Source organism: Anthropogastromicrobium aceti, assembly GCF_020687335.1.
Lineage (GTDB): Bacteria > Bacillota > Clostridia > Lachnospirales > Lachnospiraceae > Anthropogastromicrobium > Anthropogastromicrobium aceti.
Map to the genome: position 1 here is coordinate 17,701 of NZ_JAJEQN010000003.1, position 26,467 is coordinate 44,167.

Here is a 26,467-nt window from a genome sequence, read left to right on the forward strand (position 1 = left end):
CCTACTTGATATGACCAAAGTTTGTAAATGGCCAGACACAAAATACTAATTTTCCGACAATTTGCTCCTGTGCCACACATCCGACAGATGTGCTTCTGCTGTCAACTGAAACGCTTCGATGATCACCCATCACAAATACTCTTCCTTCAGGCACTTGATATGGCAGGTCAATATCACATTCGCCAAGCGCCTTTTCAAATACGTATGGCTCGTCGAGGGGTGTTCCATTTACTGAAACATTTCCCTCTTCATCGATATCTACCCACTGTCCTGCTGTTGCAATTACACGTTTTACTAAGATCTTATTATTGTAGTAGAATGCAATTATGTCCTGAGCTTCAAATTCCGAACCAGAAACAGAGACAACTATGTCTCCATCTGATAAGGTCGGCGTCATGGACGTACCATAGATCTGTAAAACAGGCAACACTAAAGTAGCCACCAGTACTGCTACTGCTGCAACTGTAATAAGTGTATAAACCGTGCTTCGAAGCGTGCTCCTGTAGTTCTTTTTATAAAGCTCTCTGTGAAGCTCTTTTTCAAGAACCTCTATCGGCGGCACTTCAAGTGGTTGTTTTTTATTTTTTTTCATGAGACACCTCCACCTACACTGGGAGGTGCCTCAAGGCATGTCCATGTGCTTGGATCACTGCCTTCACTAGAATTGTTTTTCTCGATCTCTTCTTTTTCTTTTTCTAACTGAGCATACAGAGCATCTCTTTTTGCCTCGCTCTCATAACGAAGCCGTCTGCAATACTCTTGTGTATCTTCTCTCATCACAGCACATGCATCGAGTGTCTTCTGACGAAGCGCCTGAAACTCTACATTCTTTTCATGCTCCATACGCTTGATACTTTCGATGTATTGGGATGCTGCCTGATCTGCAGCTTTGAATATGTCGTTTAATGCGAGAGCTGCTTCTGCAATCGAACCTGTCTGCTGCAACTGAATCGTCCGATCATCAAGCTGTTTCTGAAGCTTCGCCACCTCCTTTTTAAGTGACTCGACTTCTTTTGACTGCTCGATAAGCATTTCAAGAAGCTCCGCGCGACTTAAACGTTTGCTGTCTCTGCCCTCTTTGCTGTCATCTCCCTGCATATTCCATACTCCTTCCAAGTTTTCACCGTTGCCAGTTGAACTGGTGAACATGCTGTTTTTTTCGCTTGTCTAAACAGTAGCACATTTCAAACACTTTGTAAAGTACCTTTTTTGTTTTTTTTTCATACTTTCTTGCGATTTTTTTCATTTTTATTGTAATTATCTATAATCATAGTTTACATATATGTCTCTGTTTAATGCAAATCGTATAATAGGAATAGGTTTGACTTCTCTCCTCTATTATGCTATAATGTAAGAAATTTTTAAGATTTGTAGTTAATGTGATTTTTTATATAACGGGGGAATTTCAATGGTTGTTATAAGTAAAACGTTTTCGATCCCGCAATTTTATGATTCTCATGCGATTGCACCCTTAAAGGATCTTGTATTTCTTGATATTGAGACGACAGGACTCACACCTGCCACCTCTTCTATTTATCTGATTGGTGCAGTCTATCATCAGCAGATGGAGTGGCATATCAGACAGTGGTTTTCTGATTCACTTAATTCTGAGCAGGAGATCCTTGAGGACTTTTTTTCTTTTATAAAGAATTATCAGGTTGTTGTTTCTTTTAATGGTGAAACCTTTGATCTTCCTTTTTTAAAGAAATGTGCTGCTGCCTATGGCCTTAATACTGATGTGCTTGACAATATTCGCAGCTTTGATCTGTACCGCCACCTGCGTCCTGTAAAGACACTTCTGCAGCTTGAGAACTTAAAACTTGCAACACTTGAAAGCTATTTAAATATTTCAAGACTAGATCAGGCTACCGGCAAGGAGATGATCGCTGTTTATCACGATTATCTTGAGACTGGTGATAAGCGTCTTTATCAGGTGCTTCTTCTTCACAATGAGGATGATTTAAAGGCTCTTCCTCAGATTATGCCGCTTTTGTCTTATCTTGATATATTCCGCAGTGAGTGGACACTTGCCGGCTATTCCTTAAGCACTGCATCGTCCTCTCTTACTATTGTGGTGGACTGTTCTGTTAAGGTCCCGGTAGCTGTGACGCGTGAGCTGCCGCTTTGCCGTTTATCGATCCGTGCGAACCAGATCATTATTGAGATTCGTGCTTTTGTCGGGGAATTAAAGTATTTCTTTGATAATTATAAGGATTATTATTATCTTCCTGATGAGGACCGCGCTGTTCATAAGAAGGTCGGCCAATATGTAGATCCGGAGCATCGTGTTCAGGCAAGTGCTTCTACCTGCTACACAAAGAAAAGCAGTACTTTTCTTCCGCTCTCGCATGAGGATATGTTTGATCTTTATAAGGAGGAGTATTCTTCCAAGCAGCTTTTTACAGAATATATAGCTGATCCTGATTTTATTCTCGCCTATGCACATAATGTACTCGAAGATGCACTGAGATGTGCTGTACCTGTTCCTTCTGAGGAGGCGCAGGAAGCACCGCCGGAATTATTTTCTTGAACCGCTTGCTTTAATCAAAAAAGACCGGGTAGTTTTTTCTACCCGGTCTTTTTAAATTCACTTTATTTGATGTATTTCTTACGGATTATTCCTGATCCTCATCGTTTGCAAGAGCCTTCATGCTCAGGCTGATCTTCTTTGCATCTACGTTCAGGTCTACTACCTTTGCGGTGATTTCCTGACCGATGGACAGAACATCCTGTGGCTTCTCTACGCGCTCTCTGGAGATCTGAGAAACGTGAAGCAGTGCATCAACACCTGACTCTAACTCTACGAATGCACCGAAGTCAGTCATACGTGCTACCTTACCAGTAACAACAGTACCTACTGCAAACTTCTCTTCTGCATCCTTCCACGGATTCTCCTCCGGGAACTTCATGCTCAGTGCGATACGATTTCCATCGATTGCCTTTACAAGAACCTTAACCTTATCACCACTCTTGAATACCTTCTTAGGATTCTCGATACGGCCCCAGCTCATCTCAGAAATGTGAAGCAGACCATCTGCTCCGCCTAAATCTACGAATGCACCGAAATCTGTAACGTTCTTTACAGTACCCTCAACGGTCTGACCAACCTCAAGCTTTGCGAAGAGCTCTTCCTGCATCTTCTTCTTCTTCTCGATGATCAGCTCCTTGCAGTTACCGATAATTCTGTGCTTCTTCGGGTTGAACTCAGTAACGATAAACTCAACTTCCTGTCCCTTGTACTTCTCAAGATTCTTCTCGTATACATCGGATACAAGGCTTGCCGGGATAAATACTCTGGTCTGATCAACTACTACGCTTAATCCACCAGTGGAGATCTCAGTAACAACTGCCTTTAATACAGTCTTGTTCTCGAATGCTTCCTCAAGAACCTTGCTTCCTCTCTCTGCCTGCAGCTTGCGTACAGAAAGCTGAACCTGGCCCTCGCCGTCGTTCATCTTAACAACCTTAGCCTCGATCTCATCGCCAACCTTTACAAGGTCGCACAGATTTGCATTCGGGATGTTGGTAAATTCGTTGCGGCTAATGACAGCATCTGCTTTATATCCTATATTTAGGACAATCTCGTCTTCCTTTACTGCAATAACCTGACCGGATACAACTGCGCCCTGGCTAATTGCAACTTCTTTCTGCTCACTTAATAATTGTCCGAATTCGTCTGACATGGTGTAGAACCTCCTCAATGATTATATTCGGGGTTGAAGCCCCTCCTGTAACACCCACCCTGTCTGCTGTCAAAAACCAATTGGTGTCTAGGTCCTCAGCGGTTTGTATGTAATGGGTATTATTACATTCTTTTTTGCATATTTCAAACAGCTTCTGCGTGTTGGAGCTATGACTCCCACCTATGACCAGCATGCCATCTACTGAGGCTGCGAGACTGGCTGCTTCCTCCTGCCGGTTTCTGGTTGCATTGCAGATAGTGTTAACGCAATTTATATTGTACTCTTTTTTTTCTAATTGGTCAACTATATTTTGAAATTTAATGTAGTGAAATGTCGTTTGTGCTGCCACAAAAACGGGTTTTTTAGGGTCTAATACCAGCTTTTGTGCTTCTTCTGCATCTTTTACAACTGATGCGCCGTCTGTGCTCCATCCTACAATGCCTACAACCTCTGGATGCACAGGATTTCCGGCTATGACGATCTGGTAGCCTTCTTTTGACTTTTCTTCTACAAGACGGTGAATCTTTTTTACAAACGGACATGTCATGTCAATGACACGCATGCCAAGCTCACGCATCTTTGTTTCGGTGTCACGGCCAACACCATGGGAGCGGATTATGACAATGCCTTTTTTAAGTGCTGCAAGCGACTCTAATGTGTCAACTACCTGCACACCTTTATTCTTTAAATCGTTGACCACTTCATCGTTATGGATGATTGGGCCAAAGGTATAGATTGGTGTATCCTTTTCTTCCTCAAGACAACGATAAACTTCGTTTACTGCGCGGCGCACGCCAAAGCAAAAGCCCGCGCTTTTTGCAAGAATTACTTCCATCAGCGTGCCGCCTTTGCAAGCTCTACTACCTTTGCTGCTGCCTCTTCAATTGTCATGTTTGACGTATCAAGGTATACAGCATCCTCAGCCTGCTTTAACGGTGCGATATCTCTGTGCGTGTCGCGGTAGTCGCGCTCTTTAATATCGGCAAGCACAACGTCATATGGCGTATTATCGCCCTTTGACTGCAGCTCTAAGTAGCGTCTTCTTGCCCTTTCCTCGGCACTTGCTGTCAGAAAGATCTTTACATCTGCATTAGGAAGAATACATGTACCGATGTCTCTTCCATCCATAATGATATCATTTTCCTGTGCAATCTGTCTTTGAAGTGATAAGAGATGCTCTCTTACAGCCGGCACTGCACCAACTACAGATGCCATATGACCGATATGCTCTTTTCTGATCTCTTCACTTACATCCTCACCATTTAAATATACATGGCGCTCACCGTCGATATAGCGAATGGAAACTTCTGTCTCTTTCGCAGTCTCTCCAATTGCTTTTTTATCTTCTTCTGGCACATGCTTACGATATACATACAGACCAATTGCGCGGTACATGGCGCCTGTATCTACATATATATAGGAAAGCTCGCTTGCTGCAAGCTTTGCGATGGTGCTTTTTCCGGCTCCTGCCGGACCATCAATTGCGATGTTAAAACCCATTTGTTTGTCTCCTTTTCTTTTTACGATTCTTCTGCGAGGCGTTTCGGTGAAGTGTTTGTCACGCTATTCAAGTATTTATACAATACTATCCCCTACCAGGCTTCCCGTGGACCATGCAAGCTGCAGGTTGTAGCCCCCTGTGAGGGCATCAATGTCTAGTAGTTCGCCTGCAAAATACAGTCCCTGCACAAGCTTTGACTCCATGGTCTTTGGCTGTACTTCCTGCACTTTGACGCCGCCCTGCGTGATAATAGCTTCATTATAACTCCTGACACTAAGAATGGTCAATGGGAGATTTTTGGTTAAATAAACAAGATGGGCACGCTCTTCTTTTGTGATGGCGTTTACTTCCTTGTCTGGATTTATGCCTGACAAAATGACGATCTGCTCTGCTAGTCTTGCCGGGAATAAGCCATTTAATGCATTTTTAAACTGCTTATTTTTTTCCTGTGAGAAGTCTCGCAAAAGTCTTGCATCAAGCTGCTCGTCTGTAAGCGCCGGCTTTAAGTCTATGAAAGCAGAAAGCGGATTTTTATCAAGCTTTTTGACTATTTTACTGCTTGCACTTAATACAAGTGGTCCGCTGATGCCAAAATGAGTGAACAACATCTCTCCAAAATCCTCATACAGCTTCTTTTTGCCGTCTTTTACAGTGAAGGTAACATTTTTAAGTGACAGTCCCTGCAGTGTGCGGCACCAGTCTTCTTTTGTGTTAACTGGCACTAATGCCGGAAAGCATGGTGTCACTGTATGACCAAGCTCTCTTGCCATGCGGTGTCCGTCTCCCGTGGAGCCTGTTGACGCATAGGAAAGACCTCCTGTTGCAAGCACTATGGCATCGGCGCTTATTTTTTTTCCATCGGAAAGTGACACGCCTGCTGCACGTCCTTCTTCGGTGATGATATGCGTTACTTCTTTATTTAATATAATTTCTACGCCAGCCTTTTTTAAAAGGCGTGAAAAACAGCTTATGATATCGGAGGACTTATCTGACTCTGGGAATACGCGCTGACCTCTTTCTATCTTAAGCGGACATCCGCCGTTTTCAATAAGTTCCATGACATCTGTGTTGCTGCAGTCAGAAAACGCACTGTAAAGAAAACGTGGATTTGTCACGATCTGGCTCATGATTGTCTCCATATCGGAGGCATTTGTCACGTTGCATCGACCCTTTCCTGTGATAAAAAGCTTTTTGCCAAGCTTTTCATTTTTCTCAAGCAGTGTCACATCATGACCATTCTCGGCTGCCTTTAATGCAGCCATCATTCCAGCGGCACCGCCGCCTATTACTATTACTTTGCTCATAAAAAATTTTCACACAATCCTTTTTTCAAAAAAGGGACCCTTGTTTTCCAAGAGTCCCTTAGTTTCTTATTTTTATTTAAATGATACCTACGAATTGCTCCGCTGCTTCGCATCTTTCGCAATTCTAAAAACATTCGGATTCGCTGATTTTCTTCGAAAATCGCTGCATCCTCATGTTTTTACGAGTCTCAAGGTCACAAGCTTCTTCATGCAAGCATGATCAGCTTGTGACTTTTCGACTCTAGTATCATACCGGGTATGCCTTATTCTTTGTATCTGCAGCAGCTGGATCTACCTTTGTCTGCTGTGCTTCACGATACTTGAAGAACTCAGTAGCAACCTGCGGGAACAGTGCATAGGTCAGTACATCCTCGTCCTGCTGGATATACTGAGCTGCCTCCTTGCGGAATTTGTCTAACTGTGGCTTGATCAGATCTGCCGGACGGCAAGTGATCGGCTTCTCGTCTCCGATTGCCTTCTTCTGAACTTCCTTGTTAAATGGCTTAACAGTCTGTCCAAACTCACCTCTTAAAATCTTCTTGGACTCCTTGGTCATCATCTTGTATCTCTCGCCCTGAAGAACGTTAAGAACTGCCTGAGTACCAACGATCTGAGAAGACGGAGTAACAAGCGGCGGCTCTCCGAAGTCCTTACGTACTCTCGGAACTTCCTCAAGTACCTGATAGTACTTATCCTCAGCGCCTGCTTCCTTTAACTGGCTTACCAAGTTGGAAAGCATACCGCCCGGTACCTGATACATCAAAGTCTTGATGTTAACACCCATAACCTTCGGGTTGATGCGGCCAGACTTAAGAGCTTCCTCCTGAATCGGACGGAAGTAGTCAGCGATCTCTCCCAGAAGCTTCATATCAAGACCTGTATCGTATGGAGTTCCCTTGAAGGTCTCTACCATAACCTCAGTAGCCGGCTGGCTAGTACCCATAGCTAATGGGCTCATTGCTGTATCAATAACATCTGCGCCAGCCTCAACTGCCTTCATATATGTCATGGATGCAACACCAGAGGTGTAGTGGGTATGAATCTGAATCGGAAGCTTTGTTGCGCTCTTAAGAGCTGTAACAAGCTCAGTTGCCTTATACGGAACAAGAAGACCTGCCATATCCTTGATACAGATAGAATCTGCACCCATGGACTCGATCTCTTTTGCAATCTTCTTCCAGTAATCAAGTGTATAAGCATCACCAAGGGTGTAGCACAGTGCGATCTGTGCCTCAGCATTTGGGTTCTCCTTCTTGATTGCCTTTGTTGCGTTTACTGCTGTCTTTAAGTTACGCAGATCGTTGAAGCAGTCGAAGATACGGATGATATCCATACCATTTGCAACTGACTTCTGTACGAAGTACTCTACTACGTCATCTGCATAGTGATTGTAGCCTAAGATGTTCTGTCCACGGAACAGCATCTGCAGCTTTGTATGCTTGAAGCCTGCTCTTAACTTACGCAGTCTCTCCCACGGATCTTCCTTCAGGAAACGAAGGCTGGCATCAAATGTAGCGCCACCCCAGCACTCTACGGAGTGGTATCCTACCTGATCCATTTTATCAACGATTGGAAGCATCTGCTCTGTGGTCATTCTAGTTGCCATCAGAGACTGATGCGCATCTCTTAAGACCGTCTCTGTAATTCCTACTGGCCTTTTTACTTGCTCTGCCATTATATTACCTCCAAATTTTATCAGTATACGTGTTTTTAAATAAAGTTCACTCGCGCCCATTCACAAAACCGCGCTATCGCGCTATCACTGCTTCGCAGTTCTTGTTTTGTTCATGACCGGTCGCTCCCTTCGTCAGTCCGTTATGCAGGATCTTCATGCAAGCATGAGATCCTTGCACAACAGTCTGACGAGTTAACTTTATACTCCAAATATTGCCATAAACGTACCTGCCGCAACGGCCGTACCGATAACACCGGCTACGTTTGGTCCCATTGCATGCATCAAAAGGAAGTTGCTCGGATCTGCCTCTGAACCAACCTTCTGTGATACACGCGCTGCCATCGGAACGGCAGATACACCTGCTGAACCGATAAGCGGATTGATTCTTCCCTTTGTAAGCTTGCACAAAAGCTTTCCAAGAAGAACACCGCCTGCAGTACCAAATGCGAAAGCGATCATACCAAGTGCAACGATCTTTAAGGTATCCATCTTTAAGAATGCCTCTGCACTGGCAGATGCACCTACAGAAGTACCAAGAAGGATAACTACGATATACATAAGTGCGTTGGAAGCTGTCTCAGTAAGCTGCTTAACAACACCACTCTCGCGGAACAAATTACCAAGCATAAGCATACCGATAAGCGGTGCAGTACTTGGAAGAATCAAAACAACAACGATTGTTACTATGATCGGGAACAGGATTCTCTCCAGCTTTGATACTGGACGAAGCTGCTCCATCTTGACCTTTCTCTCTTTCTCTGTAGTCAGTGCCTTCATGATCGGCGGCTGAATGATCGGAACAAGAGACATGTAAGAATATGCAGCAACGGCGATTGGTCCCATGTACTGGGTCTGTCCTAACTTACCGCAAAGGAAGATAGAGGTCGGACCGTCAGCACCGCCAATGATAGAGATTGCTGCAGCTGCCTTATCAGAGAATCCCATAAGGATTGCCATAAAGTAAGCCAGATAGATACCAAGCTGTGCAGCAGCACCCATCAAAAAGCTGATTGGGTTTGCGATCAGCGGACCGAAGTCAGTCATCGCACCAACTCCCATGAAGATCAGAGACGGCAGAATACTCCACTCGTCCAGAATATAGAAATAATGCAGTAATCCTCCAACACCGTTTGAAGTGTCTTCCGGGTTTGCCATGATTTCCGGATACATGTTAACAAGCAGCATACCGAATGCAATCGGCACAAGCAGTAACGGCTCGTATCCCTTCTTGATTGCCAAGTATAAGAATACCAGTGCAACAAGGATCATTAACAGGTTGCCCCATGACAGATTGAAGAACGCGGTCTGGTGGATTAGATTGCCTAATGTTTCAGTTACATAACTCATTGTCTAATACCTCCCGTATATTTCCTGCGTATGCAGGATTCACCTACTTACGTAGGAGCTTCATTAGTTCATTGTAGCAAGTACTGCGCCAGACTCAACGGACTGTCCTGCTGTTACATTGATAGAAGCTACGGTTCCATCCTGAGGTGCTACGATATCATTCTCCATCTTCATAGCCTCAAGAACAACGATTACCTGACCCTTCTTTACAGCGTCACCAGCGTTTGCCTTAACACCAAGAATCTTACCTGGCATTGGAGCGCTGATCTTTACAGCACCCTGTGCGCCAGCCGGTGCTGCTGCCTTTGGAGCAGCCTTCGGTGCTGCCTTAGGAGCTGCCTTTGGTGCTGCAGCTGCTGCGGATCCGGTTCCTTCTTCAACAGTTACTTCATATACATTGCCATTTACAGTAATGGTATAATTTTTCATCTTAATCTCCTTCTGCCGCTTTGCGGCTGCTTTTATGCTCTTTTCCAGTTGTTTGTCTTGCCAACTCTCTTAATAGAACGAACTACCAGACCATTCGGATCGGTACCTTCGCTTGCTGCGATTGCTGCTGCAATAACAGCTACAAGCTCAAGATCGTCCTCTTCTTCTACTGTTTCTTCTACTACTGGTGCAGGTGCCGGAGCAGGCTCTGAAGCCTTCTTCTTTGCAGCTGCTCTTTCCTCTGCCTCATGGATAAACTTGAAGCAGTAGATGATCAAGCTGATGAAGATCAGCATAACGAATACGACTGCCAGACCCATAATGGTATTTAAGGCTGCCTTTGACATCTTCTCACCCAGTGTATAAACACCGTTGAATGCAACAGAACTTAAATTTCCCTTCTTATCAAAGGTAACAGTGACAACTGCATCACGCTTGTCAAAGGTTCCGTCTACACTGACAACATAAAGCTTGTTCTGGTTTTCGTAGCTGACATCAGCAGAATCCTCTTTGATCTCGCTAACTGCGCCGAGTTCTTCCTTTGCATCTTCCCACGCTGAAAAACCAGCCTCAAATGCAGCGGCCTCATCCTCGTCATTTGCCTCAGCCTTTAACTCGTCAAGTGTTTTCTGCTCATTTACAAGTGTATCAATGAGTGCAACTGCCTCTGTCTTGTAGACAGCCATGTCCTCACTTGCTGTATCAGAAGCACTGGATGAGGAGCAGGCAGTCAGCCCAAACGCACACAGCAGCACACTTAATAATACTGCTAACTTTCTTTTCATATCTACCTCTCATTCCACCCCGTACACACATAGGGGATCATTAATCCGCGATGTGTTCACACGGTACTGTGTTTCTGGATTAAACGGTACCGTGCTTCTTTGCCGGACGGTCCTCTCTCTTTGTGAACAGCATCTCAAATGCTGCTGCAGCGATCTGTCTTGTAGTTTCCGGAGCGATAATGCTGTCTACATAACCTCTCTTAGCTGCAGACTCTGCACTTGCCTGAAGCTTAGCGTAAGCTGCTGCCTTCTCGCTTATAAGAGCATTCTTATCATCTGCCTTTGCAATCTCATCTGCATACATGATCTTTGCTGCACTTACTGGATCCATCATGCCGATGGTAGCCTGCGGCCATGCATATGTCATATCTGCACTGTTGTTCATTGCTAAGGATGCTGTTCCGTTTGCTGCGCCTACGATTACATTTACCTTTGGAGCAGTCATATCATGGAATGCATAAATCAGCTTTGCAGCTGCCTTTGCGATTCTCTTCTCCTGGCACTTTGTTGCCTTGTATCCGGTAACATTTGTCAGTGTTAAAACTGGGATGGAGAATGCGTCACAGAAGTTTACGAACTCTGCTGCCTTCTCAGCACCCTCTGCGCTTAAGGTACCGTCGAAGGTCTCAGCCTCCTTGCCCTCTTCGTCATATAAAGCAGTACGGTTTGCAATTGCGCCGATGGTGTTTCCGTTTAAGCGGATAAAGCCAGTTACCATATCCTTTGCGTAATCCTTCTTTACCTCGAAGAAGAAGTTATCATCAGAGATCATTGGCAGGCTAAGTGCCGGATCTGCTGCTGATGCTTCAAGATCTGTACATGCACGATTTAAGTCATCTGTGCACTCGCTGTAGGACATGTCATCCTCGTTGTTTGCCGGCAGAATGCTTACTAAGGTGCGGATGCTCTCTAACAGCTCATCTTCCTGTGCAACTACATCTACCATACCAGCCTCGCTGCTCTGGAATGCTGCGTTTGCTGTATTCTCAGTCTTGTTGCCCTCTAATGCATTTGGAGAATTAACGAACAGCTTTGCGTTCTTTGCCTCCATAAATGTGAAATCAGTCAGAGCCGGAACTACTGCCATACCGCCGCCGCAGGTTCCGAAAACTGCTGTGATCTGTGGAACTACGCCAGATGCAAGTGCCTGGCACTCATACAGCTTACCAAATGCCTCTAATGCATCGGTAGCCTCCTCTAATCTCATTCCTGCACAGTCTACCAAACCGATTACCGGTGCACCTACCTTCATTGCAAGGCTGTAAAGCTTTACAATCTTCTTTGCGTGCATTTCTCCGATGGAACCGCCCAGAACAGTTGCGTCCTGGCTGTAAACATAGACAAGGGCACCATCAATAGTACCATATCCTGTTAATACTCCATCTGCAGGTGTTTCTTTGTTCTGCAAATTGAAATCGGTATTTCTGGCAGTAACTGATCCGCCGATCTCAACAAAACTGTTGTCATCAAGCAAAGCACTTATACGGCTGCTTGCTGAATTCTGTGATGTTGTACTCATATTCGTCCTCCGTTTAATTTTTTATTCTAATGGTTAAAACCATCTTCTGCCATTTAACATTGTATCGTTTTTGAGCAAATAATTCAACAAGAATTTGCAATTTTTTGTACTTTTAATAAGACAAACTTCATTTCCTATGATATAATGAATAAGAATGATAAGGGATACTCTATGTTTTCCCAAAAAGAAAGGAAGTATTTGTTATGGAACGTAAAAATGCATGGAAATCCTGCGATGAAGCAAAGCTCGCACAGGTAAATGCACTCTGCGCTGATTATATCAAATTCATCTCCGACTGCAAGACAGAGCGTGAGTGCGTAGAGGAAAGTATTCGTCTGGCTGAGGCTGCTGGATACAAGAACTTAAATGACTGTATCGAGGCTGGTACACCATTAAAGGCTGGCGATAAGGTTTATGCTAACAACATGGGCAAGACAATTGCTTTATTTGTAGTTGGTACTGAGCCGATGGAAAAGGGTATGCATATCCTTGGTGCACACATTGACTCTCCTCGTATTGATGTTAAGCAGAATCCGCTTTATCAGGATGAGGATTTTGCTCTTCTTGATACACACTACTATGGCGGAATCAAGAAGTATCAGTGGGTTGCTCTTCCGCTTGCTCTTCACGGCGTTGTTGCAAAGAAGGACGGTACTGTTGTCAATGTTGTAATCGGTGAGGATCCGTCTGATCCGGTACTTGGTATCTCTGATCTTTTGATTCACTTATCTGGTGATCAGATGGCAAAGACTCTCTCTAAGGCAATCGAGGGCGAGAAGTTAAATCTGACTGTTGGAAGCCGTCCTGTTATGAATGCTGCTGATGACTGCAAGGAGCCTGTTAAGGAGCTGATCCTTTCTATGTTAAAGGAAAAGTATGACATTGAGGAAGAAGATTTCCTGTCTGCTGAGCTTGAGATCGTTCCGGCTGGTCCTGCAAGAGATTACGGACTTGACCGCAGCATGATCATGGGCTATGGTCATGATGACCGTGTATGCTCCTACACTTCTCTTGCTGCTATGCTTAAGGTAGAAAATCCTGTACATACAAGCTGCTGTCTGCTTGTTGATAAGGAAGAGGTTGGAAGCAACGGTGCTACTGGTATGCATTCCCGTTTCTTCGAGAATATCGTTGCTGAGCTTATTGCACTGACTAGCGCATCATACAGCGATCTTATTCTTCGCCGCTGTCTGAAAAACTCCAAGATGCTCTCATCTGACGTAAGTGCTGCATTTGATCCAAATTACCCAGAGGTAAATGAGAGAAAGAACAGTGCTTTCTGTGGAAGAGGCTTCACATTCAATAAGTATACCGGTGCTCGCGGAAAGAGCGGCTGCAATGATGCTAATGCAGAGTATATCGCTTACCTTAGAAAGGTAATGGACGATGCAGGCGTATTCTTCCAGACTAGCGAGCTTGGAAAGGTTGACCAGGGAGGTGGCGGAACTATCGCTTATATCCTTGCAAACCTGAACATGGAAGTTATCGACTGTGGCGTTCCGGTTCTTAACATGCACGCACCGTGGGAAGTTGTAAGTAAGATCGACGTTTACGAGACATGTCGCGGATACGAGGCATTCCTTCGCGCAGAGAAGTAAATAAGATTACTCAAATTTTAACCACACAAAAATCCCCCGGTAGAGGATTTCTCCTCTATCAGGGGATTTTTTTATGGTTACCACGTAGTCGGCAGTCCTCCACCGAACTCGTATCCTGCGGCGCGCACTGCATCAATCCATTCTCCAAGGATCTGTGTGTTTGTCGCTGACTTTGCATGAAGCAGATAGATTGCACCCGGATGAATGCTGTCCATGCAAAGCTGCAATGTCTCTGCCGGATCTTTCTGAGCATCGGAGTTGTAATCTAAATAGTGGAAGCTCCAGAATACGCTCTGGTAGCCGAGGCTTTCTACAAGACCTAATGACTGCTCACTTGTAGAACCCTCTGGGAATCTAAACAGCTTCATCTCGTAACCAAAGTTGTCTTTAACCAGGTTGTGAAGAACCATGATCTCGTTTGTCTGCTCCTCAAGTGAAAGCGATGGCATATTCTTGTGGTTGCAGGTGTGATTTCCTACAGTGTGACCTTCATCAATCATCTGTTTAATGTACTCTGGATTGCTGTCATAAAATTCTTTTGTGACAAAGAAGGTTGCTTTTACGTTCTTCTCGCGAAGTGTCTGAAGAATCTGAGGTGTAAAGCCTGCCTCATATCCCTCGTCCATAGTAAGATAAATTACTTTCTTTGATGTATCTTCAATAAACTTTGCATTATACTTTCCATACAGCTTCTTTAAGTAATAGCATCCATTCGGAACATTTAACGCATCGCGATCCCTATAGTCTGCAATTCCGCTGAACTCATTTGTACTGAGTGTACCTAAATCACCACTCCAAAGCTCCGTAGCTGCGCTTGGTGCCTGTACCTGCTGATTTACAGTTTCTGGTGCCTTATCTGAAAGATATTCACTTGCAATGTAACATGTTGTACCGTTATATTCTACCTTACTCCACTCTGCAGTGTAGCCTATTCTGTGAATGGATGCACCCGCCTCAAGAGAGCCTGCCTTTGCTGCGTCTGTAGAAGCTGTCTCGCGAATATTAACCTTTTGTGTCGCATAAACTTCTTCATCTCGCGGCTCGTAGCCATCTTCTGCCTGTACAGCCTGTGACGATGCAGCTGCCAGACTTGACGCGCTTGCTGACGAAGATGACGATACATTCACTTCTCCTGGCGCTACTGGAACTGGAATTGCTTCTTCCTCTGTCGTTACAGGTATAGTCTGCTCAATTGTTTGTTCTTGTGTCTGCTCTTGTGTTTGTGTCTGGCTTGGCAGCTGCGGAAGACTTGCTGTATCATTATTTTTTTTGCCGCAGCCTGACGAAGCCATCATTACTGCTGCAAGTACAATTACACTGCTTCTCAATTTCCAATTTCTCATCATTGTTCCTTTCACCATTCCTTTTCAAAAAAACCTTGTGTGTTAATTCCAAGCTCTTCTGTCAATGCCTCAAGCATATTTTTTTGTTCTGGCAATGTGCACCATGCAAGCCCACATCCAGCCTCTAGTCCGCCCGGAAGCGGTATCATGCGACCTGGAAGCTTATACTTTGTGGCTGCCTGCTGCATATGCATGGCATCTGTCGTTGTAGGAAATACAACCATCAACTTTTTTTCTCTATCTAATCTACTCACCTTATACCGCCTGATTTTTCTACAAATTACAGCAGCAAAGAAAGTACACGCATAATATACCAGACAAATGCGCGTCTGTCTACTGCCTGTTCCGGATAAATTGGATATGTACCTAAACATACCTCACTAAGCCAAAAGGAGACTTCACCGCAAACTTCATCTTCTAATACGGGCGATGCAAGCTCTTTTCTGGCTCTGATTTGAATTTCAATTTTCTCTCCATCTTTTGCAAGCACCTGATATTTATCTGGTGCATCGGGACAGATTAACTTTACCTGTGACTTTGTCTGCTTAGTCCAGTCATATACACCATCAATAACTGATGCGCTCATTTTGGGTACTGTCGGTGTCTCAAGCTTTTTGGTTTCATAAGCTGACAGCCCATAGTTCATAAGCTTTTTTGTATCAGCCCATTTATAGCTTTTATTTCCCGGCCAACCGCATGCAAGAAGTGATACTATATAAAGACGCCCATCTCTTTCTAGGGCACCGACATAACAATACCCTGCTTTTCCTGTAAATCCTGTCTTCCCTGTCAGTGCACCGTCCATCATCTGCAAAAATGCGTTATGATTATACACTGAAAATGAATAAGCACCTGTCGTATCGGTAAATTCATACTGCGCTGTACGCGTGATCTTTAAAAATTCTTTGCTTTTTGGCGATGTACGAATGCAATAACGAAGAAGAAGCGCAAGCTCTCTTGCCGTTGTATAATGTGCCTCATTATCTAACCCGTTTGGTGTTACAAAATGTGTCTGGCTAAGCCCGATCTCTTTTGCCTTTTTATTCATCCATGTAGCAAAGCCCTCTACACTTCCTGCAGCTGCCTCTGCTAAGATAACAGCCGTATCGTTATGGCTTTCTAACATCAATGAATATAAGAGATCCTCGCAGCGAAATGACCAGCCTTTTTGCACGCCAAGATGCACCTGCGGCTGTGAGGCAGCATAGGCAGATGCTGTGCATATTTCTTCTGGCTCCATCATCTCAAGCACAAGAATACATGTCATAATCTTTGTCGTGCTTGCCATAGGCAGGATCACATCTTCCTCCTTACCGTAAAGCAGTCTGCCAGTATCTCCATCAATTAATGCAGCTGATCTGGCATAGAGTGATTCCTGCGCTGGCATTTTTGCTTCATCCGCAGACAACACGATCTGTGCAAACAGCAGGATTGCCACAGCAAATGCTGCCAGTCCTGACATCATGCTTCGTCTTATTTTCTTTGCTTTATTACTTGTGTTTATAGGATTCACCCACCGCTTTGCATTTTCTAACATACTTTATGCGCGGTGCTAAAATTTTATGAACAAACAAAATCAAAAGCTTTTTATCTCATAGTAAAGTGTTGCCACATATTGGCAGCCCTTCCATATCGGCTCATTTGACGTATCTTCTCTTGACAGACGCCAATCAAGCCAAAGTTCTTCTGCCGCAAGCGCCATATGACACATAGCAATACCCATGTCAAGAAGCGTCAGCTCTTTCATTCGCTTTGTCTGCATAAGACTTTCTTTTTTCATAAAGACATGAATTTTTCCATCCTGCGGCATAAAACGCCAAGGCTGGAGATTGAATGCAGATGGCGCAATCCTTGCTGCCTCGATAATCTTTCGGGCATTTTGCTGCGCTACCGGCGGCTGATTCACAAGCTCTGTTAACTTCTTGCGGCTAGCCGGCTTTTTTACTGCCGTGGCCGCCGCCTTTCCAAATGCCACAACAATCATCGGCTGATACTGGTCAAGATCTGGCTTTGACTTTGCATCTCCAAGATAACATGTAGCAAAGCCCTTTGATACCAGATATAAAACCAGCTGCTCCATCACATATCCGGCATTGACTGCCGCAAATGGATGATCCTTTGCTGAAAGCACCAGATAATATGGTGCCTGTGCCAAAAACATGCCCTTAAAAACATGCTTTTGTGTATTGTATGCCTCCACAACGGCGATCCTGTACGCTGCCTGCGGATGCAGCGGTGCAAGTGTCTGAATAAAGCAATTAATCTGCTTCATAATATGCGGATCAATTGCCGTCATCTGAAAACGCCTGACGGAATGGCGTCTGCCTATTGCTTCGTATTGTGTCATGTTTCACCAGCCTTTCAGACAAGTGCTTCCAACTCTGCTACTAACTCTCCAAATAATGCCAGTGCATCGGCTACCGGCTTTTCTGTTGTCATATCTACACCAGCCATCTTTAAAAGATCAATCGGATCTTTGCTCTCACCGCCCTTTAAGAAGCTCATGTAGGCATCTACTGCCGGCTTTCCTTCCTTTAAGATCTTTGCAGACAACGCAACTGCTGCGGAGTATCCTGTTGCATACTGATATACGTAAAATGGTGTGTAGAAATGAGGTATACGCATCCACTCGTATGCAATCTCCTCATCCTTTTCCATATCTGGTCCAAAGTATTTCTGATTTAATTCCAGATACATCTGACTTAATGCTTCTGCTGTCAGCGGCTTTCCCTGTGCACAGTAATCATGTGCAGTCTTCTCAAACTCAGCAAACATCGTCTGACGGAACAATGTTCCCTTAAAGCTGTCCAGATAATGATTTAACAGATATTTTCTCTGCTCCTTATCTGTTGTCTTTTTCAAAAGATCATGCATCAATAAGCACTCATTGCATGTAGAAGCGACCTCTGCTACAAAGATCTTGTAATCAGAGTATGCGTAATCCTGTGCAGTTATTGAATAGTAGGAATGAATGGAATGACCCATCTCATGAATCAGTGTAAATACGCTGTCAAGATTTTTTGTGTAGTTTAGCAGTATGAATGGCTGTGAGTCGTAGCAGCCCCAAGAGTATGCGCCGCCTTTCTTTCCCTTGTTTGGATAAATATCAATCCAGCGGTTTTCAAGACCCTCACGCGCATGAGAAAGATAATCCTCTCCCATCGGCTTTAATGCCTCAAGCACCATCTGTTTTGCCTGCTCAAACTCGTATGTCTGATTCTGTGCGGCAACGATTGGTGTGTAAACATCATACATGTGAAGCTTGTCTACGCCAAGCACTTTCTTTCTAACAGCAACGTAGCGGTACATCATAGGAAGTGCCTCGTGAACAGCACTTAATAAGTTGTCATAAACGCTCTCTGGCACATTGGAATCTGCCAAATACATAGCACGTGCTGATGAATATTTTCTTGACTGTGCATAAAATTTTGCCTGCTTTAAGTTGCCGCGGTATATTGCTGCAAATGTATTCTTTAAGCTTGCAATCTGACCGTAAAGTGTCTTAAATGCACCTTCTCTTACTGCACGGTCTGGTGACTCCATGTAGGAAATATATGTGCTGTTTGTCAGCGGCAAATGTGTGCCGTCCTCAAGCACGATATCAGGATACTTCATATCAGCATTCATTAACACGCTGAAAATATCATCTGGTGCCTCTGCCATGTCTCCTGCTGCAGCTAAAAGCTCTTCCTTTTCTGCATCTAATGTGTGCTCCTGTCCGCGAAGCATCTCTTCAATCTTTCTTCCATAATAAGCAGTGCGTTCATTTTCTTTTTCTGCAGCTTCTAACTGCTCCTTGCTGTAAGAAAGAATCTCCGGCTCTACAAAGGCACTAGCTGCGCCAATCTTTACGCCAAGGCTGCCGATCTTTGCTGACATTGTCTGGTAGGTGCTGTCTGTCGTGTCCTGATCAAAGCGCATTCTTGCGTAAACACTCAATTTGCTTAAACGGCGATGCAGTCCATAGTAAGCATCGAGAACTGCCGGGATCTTACTAACGTCTGCTTCAATTGCCCCCTTTAACTTTGCAAATTCTGCTGCGTCCTTTTCAAGAGCGGCGTAATCCTCTTCCCACAATTCATTGTTTGCATAAATGCTTTCAAGGTTCCATGTATCTTTTACATCAATATCTTTTCTATCTTTTACTTCCATATATGCTTCCCTTCAAAAAATTTTAGAGCTTTTCGCCCTTACATTATTCTATCATACCGCAGAAAGCGGTTACTTGCAACTTACAAAATTTTTACAAAGTGCGTGCGAAGCTCTGACAAACTAGGAAAAACTCCTTCGCACAGCGCGCGCGTTGCCTCATCTGGCTCATCTAAGTCAGGAATCATGAAAACACGGCATCCTGCTGCGGCCGCAGCACGTACACCATTTGGCGAATCCTCGATTGCAATACAATCTGACGGTATACGGCCTGCTTTTTCACATGCAAGCTGATAAATATCTGGTGACGGCTTTCCGTTTTTTACCATAACAGCACTTATTATTTCGTCAAAATAAGATGACAATCCTGCCATTTCAAGATAACGATTTGTGCGCTCAAGATCAGTTGCCGTTGCGATCATGCAGCGTATCTGACGGCTTTTTAGCCATAAAAGAATTTCTTTTGCACCGGGCTTTACAGTAATGCCATCTCGTTTAAGCATTTCTTCCATGATCTTTTTTCTATATGCACGCATTTCATCATATGGAAAGCCTTTTCCATATTTTTCTTCAAAAAAGCGATACACATGCGGCCGGCCAAGACTTCTAAGGTCAAGTGCCTCTTCTTTTGTAATGGTATAACCAAATTTTGCAATTGCTTCACACCAACACACATTGTAATATTTTTCTGTGTCAATCAGTGTTCCATCCATGTCAAAAAAGACAGTATCCATAGTTTTCTCCTTTGCAGCACGGGACATTTTGCTGCCCCACACTATAATCATACAGAATTTTATTTTTAATTGCAAGGTATTTTCCTGCACCGAAGGTCTTTCGCAATAAACGCGCGTATAAAGCCCCTTCTTTCTGTGCATCCTTTTAATGCATAATTTATGGCGGCAGCGACTGCTGCGGAAAGGAAGGATACAGATGGCAGGCTACAAAGTGGAAATCTGCGGAGTCAACACGGCAACGTTGCCTCTGCTTGACAGCAGTGAGAAGGAAACTTTGTTCCACCGAATCAAAAATGGAGATCAACAGGCACGTGAGCTTTACATTACTGGAAATTTACGTCTCGTTTTAAGTGTGATTGGCCGCTTTTCTTCAAGCGGTGAAAATATTGATGATTTGTTTCAGATCGGCTGCATTGGCTTAATGAAGGCAATTGACAATTTTGATCTTAGTCATCAGGTTAAATTTTCAACCTACGCAGTTCCGATGATCATCGGTGAGGTAAGACGCTTTTTGCGGGACAATAACAGTATACGTGTCTCTCGTTCCCTTCGCGATATCGCTTATAAAACTGTTTCCGCAAGGGAAGCTCTGACAAGGGAGCTTGACCGTGAGCCAACTCTTGATGAGATTGCTGAGCGTACAAGCATCAACCGCGAGGAAATTATTCAGTCGCTTGATGCGATTCAAAGTCCGCTCAGTCTTTATGAGCCCGTTTACAGTGACGGCGGTGACACGCTCTATGTCATGGATCAAATCAGTGATAAGAAAAATAAAGAGGATAACTGGGTTCAGGAGATTGCACTTTGTGAGGCATTAAAAAAGCTCCCTAAGCGGGAGCAGCGCATCATCAAAATGCGCTTTTATGAGGGAAAGACTCAGATGGAGATTGCACAGGAAATACACATTTCCCAGGCACAGGTCTCTCGCCTTGAAAAAAGTGCCTTAAAAACAATGAAGGGATATCTCAGTTGAGATACCCCCTACATAGGATGCCAGGGTCAAAAGCTACAAATCCGATCATGCTTGCACGACAAGGATTTGTAGCTTGGGACCCGCTAAAATATGAGAATGCAGCGATTTTCGAAGAAAATCAGCGAATCCGAATATTTTTAGAATTGCGAGAGTTACGAAGTAACGGAGCAATTCGTGGGCATCCTTTAAGCTTACCGAATGAACGAGAACACGCCTCCGCTTACTAATCCCATGATGATGCCTGCCAGCACGACACCACACATAACAGCAAGTGTGCTCTTTTTAAAATCCATATCAAGAAGGCTTGCTGCAAGTGTTCCTGTCCATGCGCCTGTTCCCGGAAGCGGTATTCCTACAAACAAAAACAGTGCCACATAAAGGCCTCTTCCTGCCTTTTCCTGAAGCTTCTTTCCGCCTTTCTCTCCTTTTTTAAGACACCAGTTGAAGAAGCCGCCAATGTACTTTTTATCACTTCCCCACACGAGAATCTTTCTTGCAAATAAAAAGATAAATGGTACAGGAAGCATATTTCCAAGGATACAGATGATGTAAGATGGCAATAGCGGAAGTTTAAATCCGATTGCATACGGAATTGCACCTCTTAACTCAATGAGCGGCACCATGGAAATCAGAAAAATAATCAAATACTGCATAAATAAAATAACCATACCTTTCCGCCGTATCTGTTAACGGCTGTGTGCGTTACTGCATCAGACTGTTTAAGCGGTTCATTGACTCAATCGAACTGATTGGATCTAGTCCATTTAAGAACATTATATCGACCGTATTTATTCCCTCTGTCTGTGTGACAGTACGAATATATTCTGTAATATTTCCGTTGTATTCTCTGTAGTCAAACCAGTAAATAAACTGATAATGATCTGTTAAATACGGAACGAATGCATCTGCATATGATTCCTTTACAAGAATACATGCCTGTCCATTTGCGACATTTGGGTTTTCAATATAGCTAAATGGCTGATCTCCTGCTGCAAAGCAGCTGTACTTTTGTGTACTACGATAGCCTGATACATCGTTTATGATAGGCCAGTTTAAGGTATTTCCATCAGTATCTGTAAATGTCATTCTGTCACATGTAAGCGGCTTATATGCAATGACTGTATCTGGATTTGCTTCCATTGCTGCTGCCTGCGTCTCTGTGTAATAGGAACCTGTAAAGCCGGGGAATGTTACCTGCTCATATTCTTCAAGCGCATGCGCATCTACGCCCTTTTCCTGTGCCCACGCATTGTAAGCATAATATGCACCAAGTCCTGTCCAGTGGTGATCTGTTCTAAAATAAATATACTCATCTGTATGCGCTGCAAGCACATCATAAATATCAATATTTTTAACATTTGAGTTAAAGCTTGCCACATAATAATCAGTTGCCGCCTTCTCGTTTCTCCAATCCGGCTCTAACTGCGCACGCTCCTCATCTGTCAGATAAAAAGCTTCGCTGTTTGGAACAAGCATAGTATACACATTTGCTGTGCCTGCAAAGGTATCTGCAGTGCGGTTAACCATATCAATATATGTTGTAGCTGCCTGCTGGTTAAAGAAATACATACCGTAACCAGTATCTCCCTCTACATAAACACCATTTAATGTCTGACCTGTAATAGCAGGAAGTGAATATGACGGATCATCTGTCGGAAGCACAATCTGTGCCGGTGCTGTTGCCTTGGCCGGTGTACTTTCTGCTAGCGCTGTAGTTACTTCTGTCTGAACAGATTCCTGCTCTGATTCTTCTGTAACAGCCTCAGGTGTCTCTTCATTTTCATTTTTTGTCACAACTGGAATCTCATCTGCTGTGCCCTTATTTGATACAATCTGCTTTGTTTTTATTCCATAAAGCTTTTTCATAGCATTGCTTCCTGACATCCACACATCACGAAGTGGATAGGAATCAGAGTACCATGTGGAAATATCAGAAAAGTAACTTCCATCTAACACACCTGAAACAGTAATTTGCGGAAACTTTGCTAACTCTCTTTTTTCTAGTACCGATTCCTTTGGACGAACAGGAATCATCAATCCGAGAATACAGCAAAATGCCATTACCACAATAAATAAAAACAATCCAAACGTTCTAGCCTTTTTATAGGCCGCTCGTTTTTGTTTCATAAATTCTTCTTTTTCTTTTTTATCCATGACAAACCTTTCTTTCGGACTTAAATTAGAACTGGAAATACAAGAATGGATTGTAGCTGTCTCCGACAAGTGCCAAAAGCGACAGCAAAATCAATATTACCGGTGTAACTGCATCCAAATAGTACAAAAGTGTTGGAACCTTTTTCCTTTTATTTTCATAGTGATATGCCGCCATACGCAGATTCTTTCCAATTGGGAATACTGCGATAATGGAAATAATAAGAAGGAAAATATTATTTAACAATGTATAGAGTGTGGAAAGATTTCCAGCCATATGACCAAAGCCAAACATACCTGAAAGAACGTTTCCAAGCTCTGCCATATTCTCAAATTTAAATAATACCCAGCCAAAGTATACTACAAGCATTGCATAGATCCATCCTACTGCTCTTGGCAGTCTTTCGAGCACCTTCTTTAACACAAAGCGCTCCAATACAAGAAATACGAAGAAATAAAGTCCCCACAATATGTAGTTCCAGCTTGCGCCATGCCAAATTCCTGTCAGTGCCCACACAATGAACATATTGCGCACAGTCAGAAGATCTCCTCCTCTGCTTCCGCCAAGCGGGATATACACGTAATCACGGAAAAAGCTGCTAAGTGAAATATGCCATCTTCTCCAGAAATCCTGTACAGACACTGAGCTGTATGGATAATTGAAGTTTTCAAGATAATGGAAGCCTACCATCTGTCCCATACCAATGGCCATATCAGAATATGCGGAGAAATCAAGATAAATCTGAAGCATGTAAAAGAGCATTCCTAGCCAAAGTCCTGCTGTTGTCGCACTCTGTGTATTAGCAAGAAGTGTATCAGCAACAGAAGCACAGCCATTTGCTAAAATTGCTTTCTTTGCAAGACCAATTGAAAAACGGCGAATACCATTAGTAAGATCTGTAAGTGTTACCTTTCTGTCATCAATTTCTGATGCAACTGTCTGATAACGTACAATCGGACCTGCAATGCACTGATGGAAAAGGCTGCAGTATAAAAGAAGCTTCCAATATGCCGGCTGTGCAGCAACTTCCTTTCTATATACATCTACTACATATGAAAGCAGCTGGAAGGTATAGAAGGAAATACCGATTGGAAGAATAATCTTTGTTGCCTCTTTTGGAAAACCAATCAGTGCACTCAAATTTCCTGTAAGGAAATTCATGTACTTAAAAAAGATAAGAAGACCAAGCAAAACAAGACACTCTGCCCACATCCAAAGCTTTCTTGTTTTTTGCTCCTCATTTTTTTCAATCATAAGTGCACACAGCCAGCTCCAAAATGCCATTCCGGCAAGCAAAAGCAAATATGCAGCACCGCCCCACGCATAGAAAATGAGCGAAAATACGAGCAGTACAATATTTTTCTGACGAATCGTCTTTACCGAATAGTAACAGACGAGGTTTAACGTCAGAAATAAAAATACAAACAAAAGACTTGAAAAGACCATCGCTTTATCCCTTCTCCTTAATTATTTCTTAATTTAACATACAGAGCCATTTTATTAAATCAACATAGGTTTGTCAAGTCAATAACTTTATCTTTGCACAACCGTAAAAAATTGTTAAGAAAAAAGCTGCAAACGTCTTTTACAGCGTCTGCAGCCTAAATTTTCAATAAATATTTAAATACAGAAAAAGCATGGCATGAAGCCGCCTCCACACATACTTGAAGCACACATGCAGCAGCAAAGATCTGACAGACAATTTGAGCGCCCGTCTGTGCCAAAGCCATACTGGGTACCTCTGTCGGCATACCATCTGCCATTGTTCTCAAGACGGCTCACAAGCTGACGATACTCGGCATTTCCCGGCTCCATCTGTACTGCCTTTCTTGCATACTCAAGCGCATTGATCTGATTTCCGATACCTGAATTTGCAATCGCGCTGTAATAATACCATCTTGCATTTCGTTCCTGAATGGAATTTAAGACATTACATGCTTCCTGATAATGACCAGAGTTTATAAAGTTTCGTGCGGCCTGCATACGAGGCTCTTCCTCGCGGTCAGACGCACCAAAACCACCAAATCCGCCAAATCCACCGAAATCTCCATAATCAGAGCCATTTCGATAGGAACCGCCTCCATAGGAAGAATTTCCGTAGCCACCTGAGTAACCACCGTAGTGGGAACTGCCTGGTCCATACTGGCTGCCTGCTGTTCCATGGCCACCATACTGACGCTCTTTCATGATCTGGTCATATGCCGCCTGTACCTTTTTAAACATCTCCTCGGCCTGTGCCTTGTTTGGATTATTGATGTTCGCATCCGGATGGTACTTTCGGCTCAAATTCCGGTATGCCTTTTTTATCTCATCGTCCGACGCATCGCGGGACACTCCTAAAACCTGATATGGATCCATAAACACACTCATTCCGCTGCTTTTTCTGCAGCCTTATTTTCTCCCTCACCGGTCGTTTCCGGTTTCTTTCGCTCCTGCGTCACACGTGTATACTTCGCCCATACACCCGCATACAAAATATTTCTCATAATCTCTGCGTTGTCAATAATGGGAAGTACTTCAAATGCCCGGCAGCAGCAGCTCATAATTAACTCAAGGTACTGACGCACCTTTTCTTCAAAGCCTTCTTGTTTATACAACTCCTTAAATGGGTTGTAGCTGCCATCCTTACTATCTTTCTCTACATCATCATAGGCATCCATCAGATAAATAAATTTACCCATGTAGTAGCCCATCTGACGCAGAGTATCCTGCCAGTAATCGTCTTTTGCTGCATAAATCTCTGCCATAGCCTCTCCTGTGAGGTTGGCTGCGGCCTCGATATTTTTTTCATTGGCGGCCTCACAAACATGAAGCTTTTGTATATAAGAAGCGATTGCCTTATGCTGGCGCGGATATTTCTTTGCCAGCTTTCTATAATTTTTCTGCATCAGGTGAACCATATTTAATGAAGCAAAGCTATGCTCATCAAGCCAGTTATCCATATGGTTATGATAAGCAAGCATATAGTTCATATCTGCCGCATAGCCAAGCGACTCTGTGACTACTGCCGTTTGACTAAGCTGCTTTTTTGATTTCTTCTTTAACAGCGGACGTTTAAAGCCTGGACGACAAACACGCTTTGCCGGTTCTTCCTTTTCTTCATAAAGGCTTGACAATAGCATGCCCAAAAATGTCATATCATAGTTGAGCATTGTACAGCCTGCCAGTCCATAGCGATCTTTTAATACTCTGCAAAGTCCGCAGTAATAAGACTCATACGTCTCAAGCTCGCGAACTTTAAGTTCACCGCGGTTTATTGTAACATATCCAAACAT

General features: G+C 43.6%; 25 protein-coding genes. 3 read left to right on the plus strand and 22 right to left on the minus strand.

Going from position 1 to position 26,467, the window contains the following annotated elements; all coding sequences use genetic code 11:
* Position 1: 1 nt before the first annotated feature.
* Entirely contained in the window at positions 2 to 592 is a 591-nt protein-coding gene (gene lepB / locus LKD48_RS01540) for a signal peptidase I (protein WP_308730971.1), read from the minus strand.
* Positions 589 to 1,098, minus strand: a complete 510-nt coding sequence (locus LKD48_RS01545) for a hypothetical protein (RefSeq protein WP_308730972.1) — start codon at positions 1,096 to 1,098, stop codon at positions 589 to 591. Before LKD48_RS01545 ends, lepB begins: the two co-directional genes overlap by 4 nt.
* A gap of 310 nt (positions 1,099 to 1,408) precedes the next feature.
* On the opposite strand from LKD48_RS01545, the gene LKD48_RS01550 reads away from it, so the two are divergent.
* A complete protein-coding gene (locus LKD48_RS01550) occupies positions 1,409 to 2,530 on the plus strand; it encodes a ribonuclease H-like domain-containing protein (protein ID WP_308730973.1) in 1,122 nt (373 codons plus the stop codon).
* A gap of 85 nt (positions 2,531 to 2,615) precedes the next feature.
* On the opposite strand, the gene rpsA is transcribed toward LKD48_RS01550, so the two are convergent.
* The 9 genes from rpsA to LKD48_RS01595 form a co-directional block, all read right to left on the minus strand.
* Positions 2,616 to 3,683 carry a 30S ribosomal protein S1 gene (gene rpsA, locus LKD48_RS01555; protein WP_308730974.1) on the minus strand — a complete coding sequence of 356 codons (1,068 nt, stop codon included), beginning with the start codon at positions 3,681 to 3,683 and terminating at the stop codon, positions 2,616 to 2,618.
* A complete protein-coding gene (gene ispH, locus LKD48_RS01560; protein WP_118612965.1) occupies positions 3,652 to 4,518 on the minus strand; it encodes a 4-hydroxy-3-methylbut-2-enyl diphosphate reductase in 867 nt (288 codons plus the stop codon). The genes rpsA and ispH overlap by 32 nt, the downstream gene beginning before the upstream one ends.
* On the minus strand, positions 4,518 to 5,183 hold the full coding sequence (gene cmk / locus LKD48_RS01565; RefSeq protein WP_308730975.1) for a (d)CMP kinase: 666 nt from the start codon (positions 5,181 to 5,183) through the stop codon (positions 4,518 to 4,520). The genes ispH and cmk overlap by 1 nt, the downstream gene beginning before the upstream one ends.
* Positions 5,184 to 5,258: 75 nt before the next feature.
* Positions 5,259 to 6,488 carry a BaiN/RdsA family NAD(P)/FAD-dependent oxidoreductase gene (locus LKD48_RS01570; RefSeq protein WP_308730976.1) on the minus strand — a complete coding sequence of 410 codons (1,230 nt, stop codon included), beginning with the start codon at positions 6,486 to 6,488 and terminating at the stop codon, positions 5,259 to 5,261.
* 247 nt (positions 6,489 to 6,735) lie between these two features.
* Positions 6,736 to 8,163: an oxaloacetate decarboxylase subunit alpha gene (locus LKD48_RS01575; RefSeq protein ID WP_308730977.1), complete on the minus strand. Its 1,428-nt coding sequence runs from the start codon at positions 8,161 to 8,163 to the stop codon at positions 6,736 to 6,738.
* Between the two features lie 198 nt (positions 8,164 to 8,361).
* Positions 8,362 to 9,510 (minus strand): sodium ion-translocating decarboxylase subunit beta, encoded by a 1,149-nt coding sequence (locus tag LKD48_RS01580; RefSeq protein WP_308730978.1) that lies wholly within the window; start codon positions 9,508 to 9,510, stop codon positions 8,362 to 8,364.
* Between the two features lie 63 nt (positions 9,511 to 9,573).
* On the minus strand, positions 9,574 to 9,939 hold the full coding sequence (locus LKD48_RS01585) for a biotin/lipoyl-containing protein (RefSeq protein ID WP_066563325.1): 366 nt from the start codon (positions 9,937 to 9,939) through the stop codon (positions 9,574 to 9,576).
* A 32-nt stretch (positions 9,940 to 9,971) separates the two neighbouring features.
* Positions 9,972 to 10,724 (minus strand): OadG family transporter subunit, encoded by a 753-nt coding sequence (locus LKD48_RS01590; RefSeq protein ID WP_066563320.1) that lies wholly within the window; start codon positions 10,722 to 10,724, stop codon positions 9,972 to 9,974.
* A gap of 79 nt (positions 10,725 to 10,803) precedes the next feature.
* Entirely contained in the window at positions 10,804 to 12,243 is a 1,440-nt protein-coding gene (locus LKD48_RS01595) for an acyl-CoA carboxylase subunit beta (protein WP_066563317.1), read from the minus strand.
* Positions 12,244 to 12,446: 203 nt separating this feature from the next.
* On the opposite strand from LKD48_RS01595, the gene LKD48_RS01600 reads away from it, so the two are divergent.
* Complete coding sequence (locus LKD48_RS01600) at positions 12,447 to 13,841, plus strand: aminopeptidase (protein WP_308730979.1); 1,395 nt, start codon at positions 12,447 to 12,449, stop codon at positions 13,839 to 13,841.
* Between the two features lie 77 nt (positions 13,842 to 13,918).
* Here the strand turns inward: LKD48_RS01600 and LKD48_RS01605 are convergent, their stop codons facing one another.
* The 6 genes from LKD48_RS01605 to LKD48_RS01630 form a co-directional block, all read right to left on the minus strand.
* On the minus strand, positions 13,919 to 15,184 hold the full coding sequence (locus LKD48_RS01605; RefSeq protein ID WP_308730980.1) for a polysaccharide deacetylase family protein: 1,266 nt from the start codon (positions 15,182 to 15,184) through the stop codon (positions 13,919 to 13,921).
* 11 nt (positions 15,185 to 15,195) lie between these two features.
* Positions 15,196 to 15,438 (minus strand): putative Se/S carrier protein, encoded by a 243-nt coding sequence (locus tag LKD48_RS01610; RefSeq protein ID WP_227101708.1) that lies wholly within the window; start codon positions 15,436 to 15,438, stop codon positions 15,196 to 15,198.
* A 26-nt stretch (positions 15,439 to 15,464) separates the two neighbouring features.
* Positions 15,465 to 16,649: a D-alanyl-D-alanine carboxypeptidase family protein gene (locus tag LKD48_RS01615; protein ID WP_308730981.1), complete on the minus strand. Its 1,185-nt coding sequence runs from the start codon at positions 16,647 to 16,649 to the stop codon at positions 15,465 to 15,467.
* 111 nt (positions 16,650 to 16,760) lie between these two features.
* Positions 16,761 to 17,531, minus strand: coding sequence for a nitroreductase family protein (locus tag LKD48_RS01620; protein WP_308730982.1), 771 nt, complete (start codon positions 17,529 to 17,531; stop codon positions 16,761 to 16,763).
* Between the two features lie 14 nt (positions 17,532 to 17,545).
* Positions 17,546 to 19,336 carry an oligoendopeptidase F gene (gene pepF / locus LKD48_RS01625; protein ID WP_227101705.1) on the minus strand — a complete coding sequence of 597 codons (1,791 nt, stop codon included), beginning with the start codon at positions 19,334 to 19,336 and terminating at the stop codon, positions 17,546 to 17,548.
* Between the two features lie 80 nt (positions 19,337 to 19,416).
* Entirely contained in the window at positions 19,417 to 20,067 is a 651-nt protein-coding gene (locus LKD48_RS01630; protein ID WP_227101704.1) for an HAD family hydrolase, read from the minus strand.
* A 196-nt stretch (positions 20,068 to 20,263) separates the two neighbouring features.
* Here LKD48_RS01630 and sigG point away from each other — a divergent pair, with 196 nt between their 5' ends.
* On the plus strand, positions 20,264 to 21,040 hold the full coding sequence (gene sigG / locus LKD48_RS01635) for an RNA polymerase sporulation sigma factor SigG (protein ID WP_066563292.1): 777 nt from the start codon (positions 20,264 to 20,266) through the stop codon (positions 21,038 to 21,040).
* A gap of 191 nt (positions 21,041 to 21,231) precedes the next feature.
* Here sigG and LKD48_RS01640 read toward each other — a convergent pair whose 3' ends face one another.
* The 5 genes from LKD48_RS01640 to LKD48_RS01660 all read right to left on the minus strand — a co-directional run bounded on the left by LKD48_RS01640 (position 21,232) and on the right by LKD48_RS01660 (position 26,467).
* Complete coding sequence (locus tag LKD48_RS01640) at positions 21,232 to 21,708, minus strand: COG2426 family protein (protein WP_066563291.1); 477 nt, start codon at positions 21,706 to 21,708, stop codon at positions 21,232 to 21,234.
* Positions 21,709 to 21,742: 34 nt separating this feature from the next.
* A complete protein-coding gene (locus tag LKD48_RS01645) occupies positions 21,743 to 23,194 on the minus strand; it encodes a DHHW family protein (protein WP_227101703.1) in 1,452 nt (483 codons plus the stop codon).
* Between the two features lie 25 nt (positions 23,195 to 23,219).
* Positions 23,220 to 24,638: an MBOAT family O-acyltransferase gene (locus tag LKD48_RS01650; RefSeq protein WP_227101702.1), complete on the minus strand. Its 1,419-nt coding sequence runs from the start codon at positions 24,636 to 24,638 to the stop codon at positions 23,220 to 23,222.
* 174 nt (positions 24,639 to 24,812) lie between these two features.
* The gene (locus LKD48_RS01655; protein WP_308730983.1) at positions 24,813 to 25,562 is read right to left on the minus strand and encodes a DnaJ domain-containing protein; all 750 of its coding nucleotides are present in this window, start codon (positions 25,560 to 25,562) and stop codon (positions 24,813 to 24,815) included.
* Positions 25,559 to 26,467: a DUF5685 family protein gene (locus tag LKD48_RS01660; protein ID WP_118612981.1), complete on the minus strand. Its 909-nt coding sequence runs from the start codon at positions 26,465 to 26,467 to the stop codon at positions 25,559 to 25,561. The genes LKD48_RS01655 and LKD48_RS01660 overlap by 4 nt, the downstream gene beginning before the upstream one ends.

What these genes read in the sequence shown, in the direction of transcription:
- lepB (WP_308730971.1), bottom strand. Translation starts at nt 592, where the DNA reads ATGAAAAAAAATAAAAAACAACCACTTGAAGTGCCGCCGATAGAGGTT.
- LKD48_RS01545 (WP_308730972.1), bottom strand. Translation starts at nt 1,098, where the DNA reads ATGCAGGGAGATGACAGCAAAGAGGGCAGAGACAGCAAACGTTTAAGT.
- LKD48_RS01550 (WP_308730973.1), top strand. Translation starts at nt 1,409, where the DNA reads ATGGTTGTTATAAGTAAAACGTTTTCGATCCCGCAATTTTATGATTCT.
- rpsA (WP_308730974.1), bottom strand. Translation starts at nt 3,683, where the DNA reads ATGTCAGACGAATTCGGACAATTATTAAGTGAGCAGAAAGAAGTTGCA.
- ispH (WP_118612965.1), bottom strand. Translation starts at nt 4,518, where the DNA reads ATGGAAGTAATTCTTGCAAAAAGCGCGGGCTTTTGCTTTGGCGTGCGC.
- cmk (WP_308730975.1), bottom strand. Translation starts at nt 5,183, where the DNA reads ATGGGTTTTAACATCGCAATTGATGGTCCGGCAGGAGCCGGAAAAAGC.
- LKD48_RS01570 (WP_308730976.1), bottom strand. Translation starts at nt 6,488, where the DNA reads ATGAGCAAAGTAATAGTAATAGGCGGCGGTGCCGCTGGAATGATGGCT.
- LKD48_RS01575 (WP_308730977.1), bottom strand. Translation starts at nt 8,163, where the DNA reads ATGGCAGAGCAAGTAAAAAGGCCAGTAGGAATTACAGAGACGGTCTTA.
- LKD48_RS01580 (WP_308730978.1), bottom strand. Translation starts at nt 9,510, where the DNA reads ATGAGTTATGTAACTGAAACATTAGGCAATCTAATCCACCAGACCGCG.
- LKD48_RS01585 (WP_066563325.1), bottom strand. Translation starts at nt 9,939, where the DNA reads ATGAAAAATTATACCATTACTGTAAATGGCAATGTATATGAAGTAACT.
- LKD48_RS01590 (WP_066563320.1), bottom strand. Translation starts at nt 10,724, where the DNA reads ATGAAAAGAAAGTTAGCAGTATTATTAAGTGTGCTGCTGTGTGCGTTT.
- LKD48_RS01595 (WP_066563317.1), bottom strand. Translation starts at nt 12,243, where the DNA reads ATGAGTACAACATCACAGAATTCAGCAAGCAGCCGTATAAGTGCTTTG.
- LKD48_RS01600 (WP_308730979.1), top strand. Translation starts at nt 12,447, where the DNA reads ATGGAACGTAAAAATGCATGGAAATCCTGCGATGAAGCAAAGCTCGCA.
- LKD48_RS01605 (WP_308730980.1), bottom strand. Translation starts at nt 15,184, where the DNA reads ATGAGAAATTGGAAATTGAGAAGCAGTGTAATTGTACTTGCAGCAGTA.
- LKD48_RS01615 (WP_308730981.1), bottom strand. Translation starts at nt 16,649, where the DNA reads ATGATGTCAGGACTGGCAGCATTTGCTGTGGCAATCCTGCTGTTTGCA.
- LKD48_RS01620 (WP_308730982.1), bottom strand. Translation starts at nt 17,531, where the DNA reads ATGACACAATACGAAGCAATAGGCAGACGCCATTCCGTCAGGCGTTTT.
- pepF (WP_227101705.1), bottom strand. Translation starts at nt 19,336, where the DNA reads ATGGAAGTAAAAGATAGAAAAGATATTGATGTAAAAGATACATGGAAC.
- LKD48_RS01630 (WP_227101704.1), bottom strand. Translation starts at nt 20,067, where the DNA reads ATGGATACTGTCTTTTTTGACATGGATGGAACACTGATTGACACAGAA.
- sigG (WP_066563292.1), top strand. Translation starts at nt 20,264, where the DNA reads ATGGCAGGCTACAAAGTGGAAATCTGCGGAGTCAACACGGCAACGTTG.
- LKD48_RS01640 (WP_066563291.1), bottom strand. Translation starts at nt 21,708, where the DNA reads ATGGTTATTTTATTTATGCAGTATTTGATTATTTTTCTGATTTCCATG.
- LKD48_RS01645 (WP_227101703.1), bottom strand. Translation starts at nt 23,194, where the DNA reads ATGGATAAAAAAGAAAAAGAAGAATTTATGAAACAAAAACGAGCGGCC.
- LKD48_RS01650 (WP_227101702.1), bottom strand. Translation starts at nt 24,638, where the DNA reads ATGGTCTTTTCAAGTCTTTTGTTTGTATTTTTATTTCTGACGTTAAAC.
- LKD48_RS01655 (WP_308730983.1), bottom strand. Translation starts at nt 25,562, where the DNA reads ATGAGTGTGTTTATGGATCCATATCAGGTTTTAGGAGTGTCCCGCGAT.
- LKD48_RS01660 (WP_118612981.1), bottom strand. Translation starts at nt 26,467, where the DNA reads ATGTTTGGATATGTTACAATAAACCGCGGTGAACTTAAAGTTCGCGAG.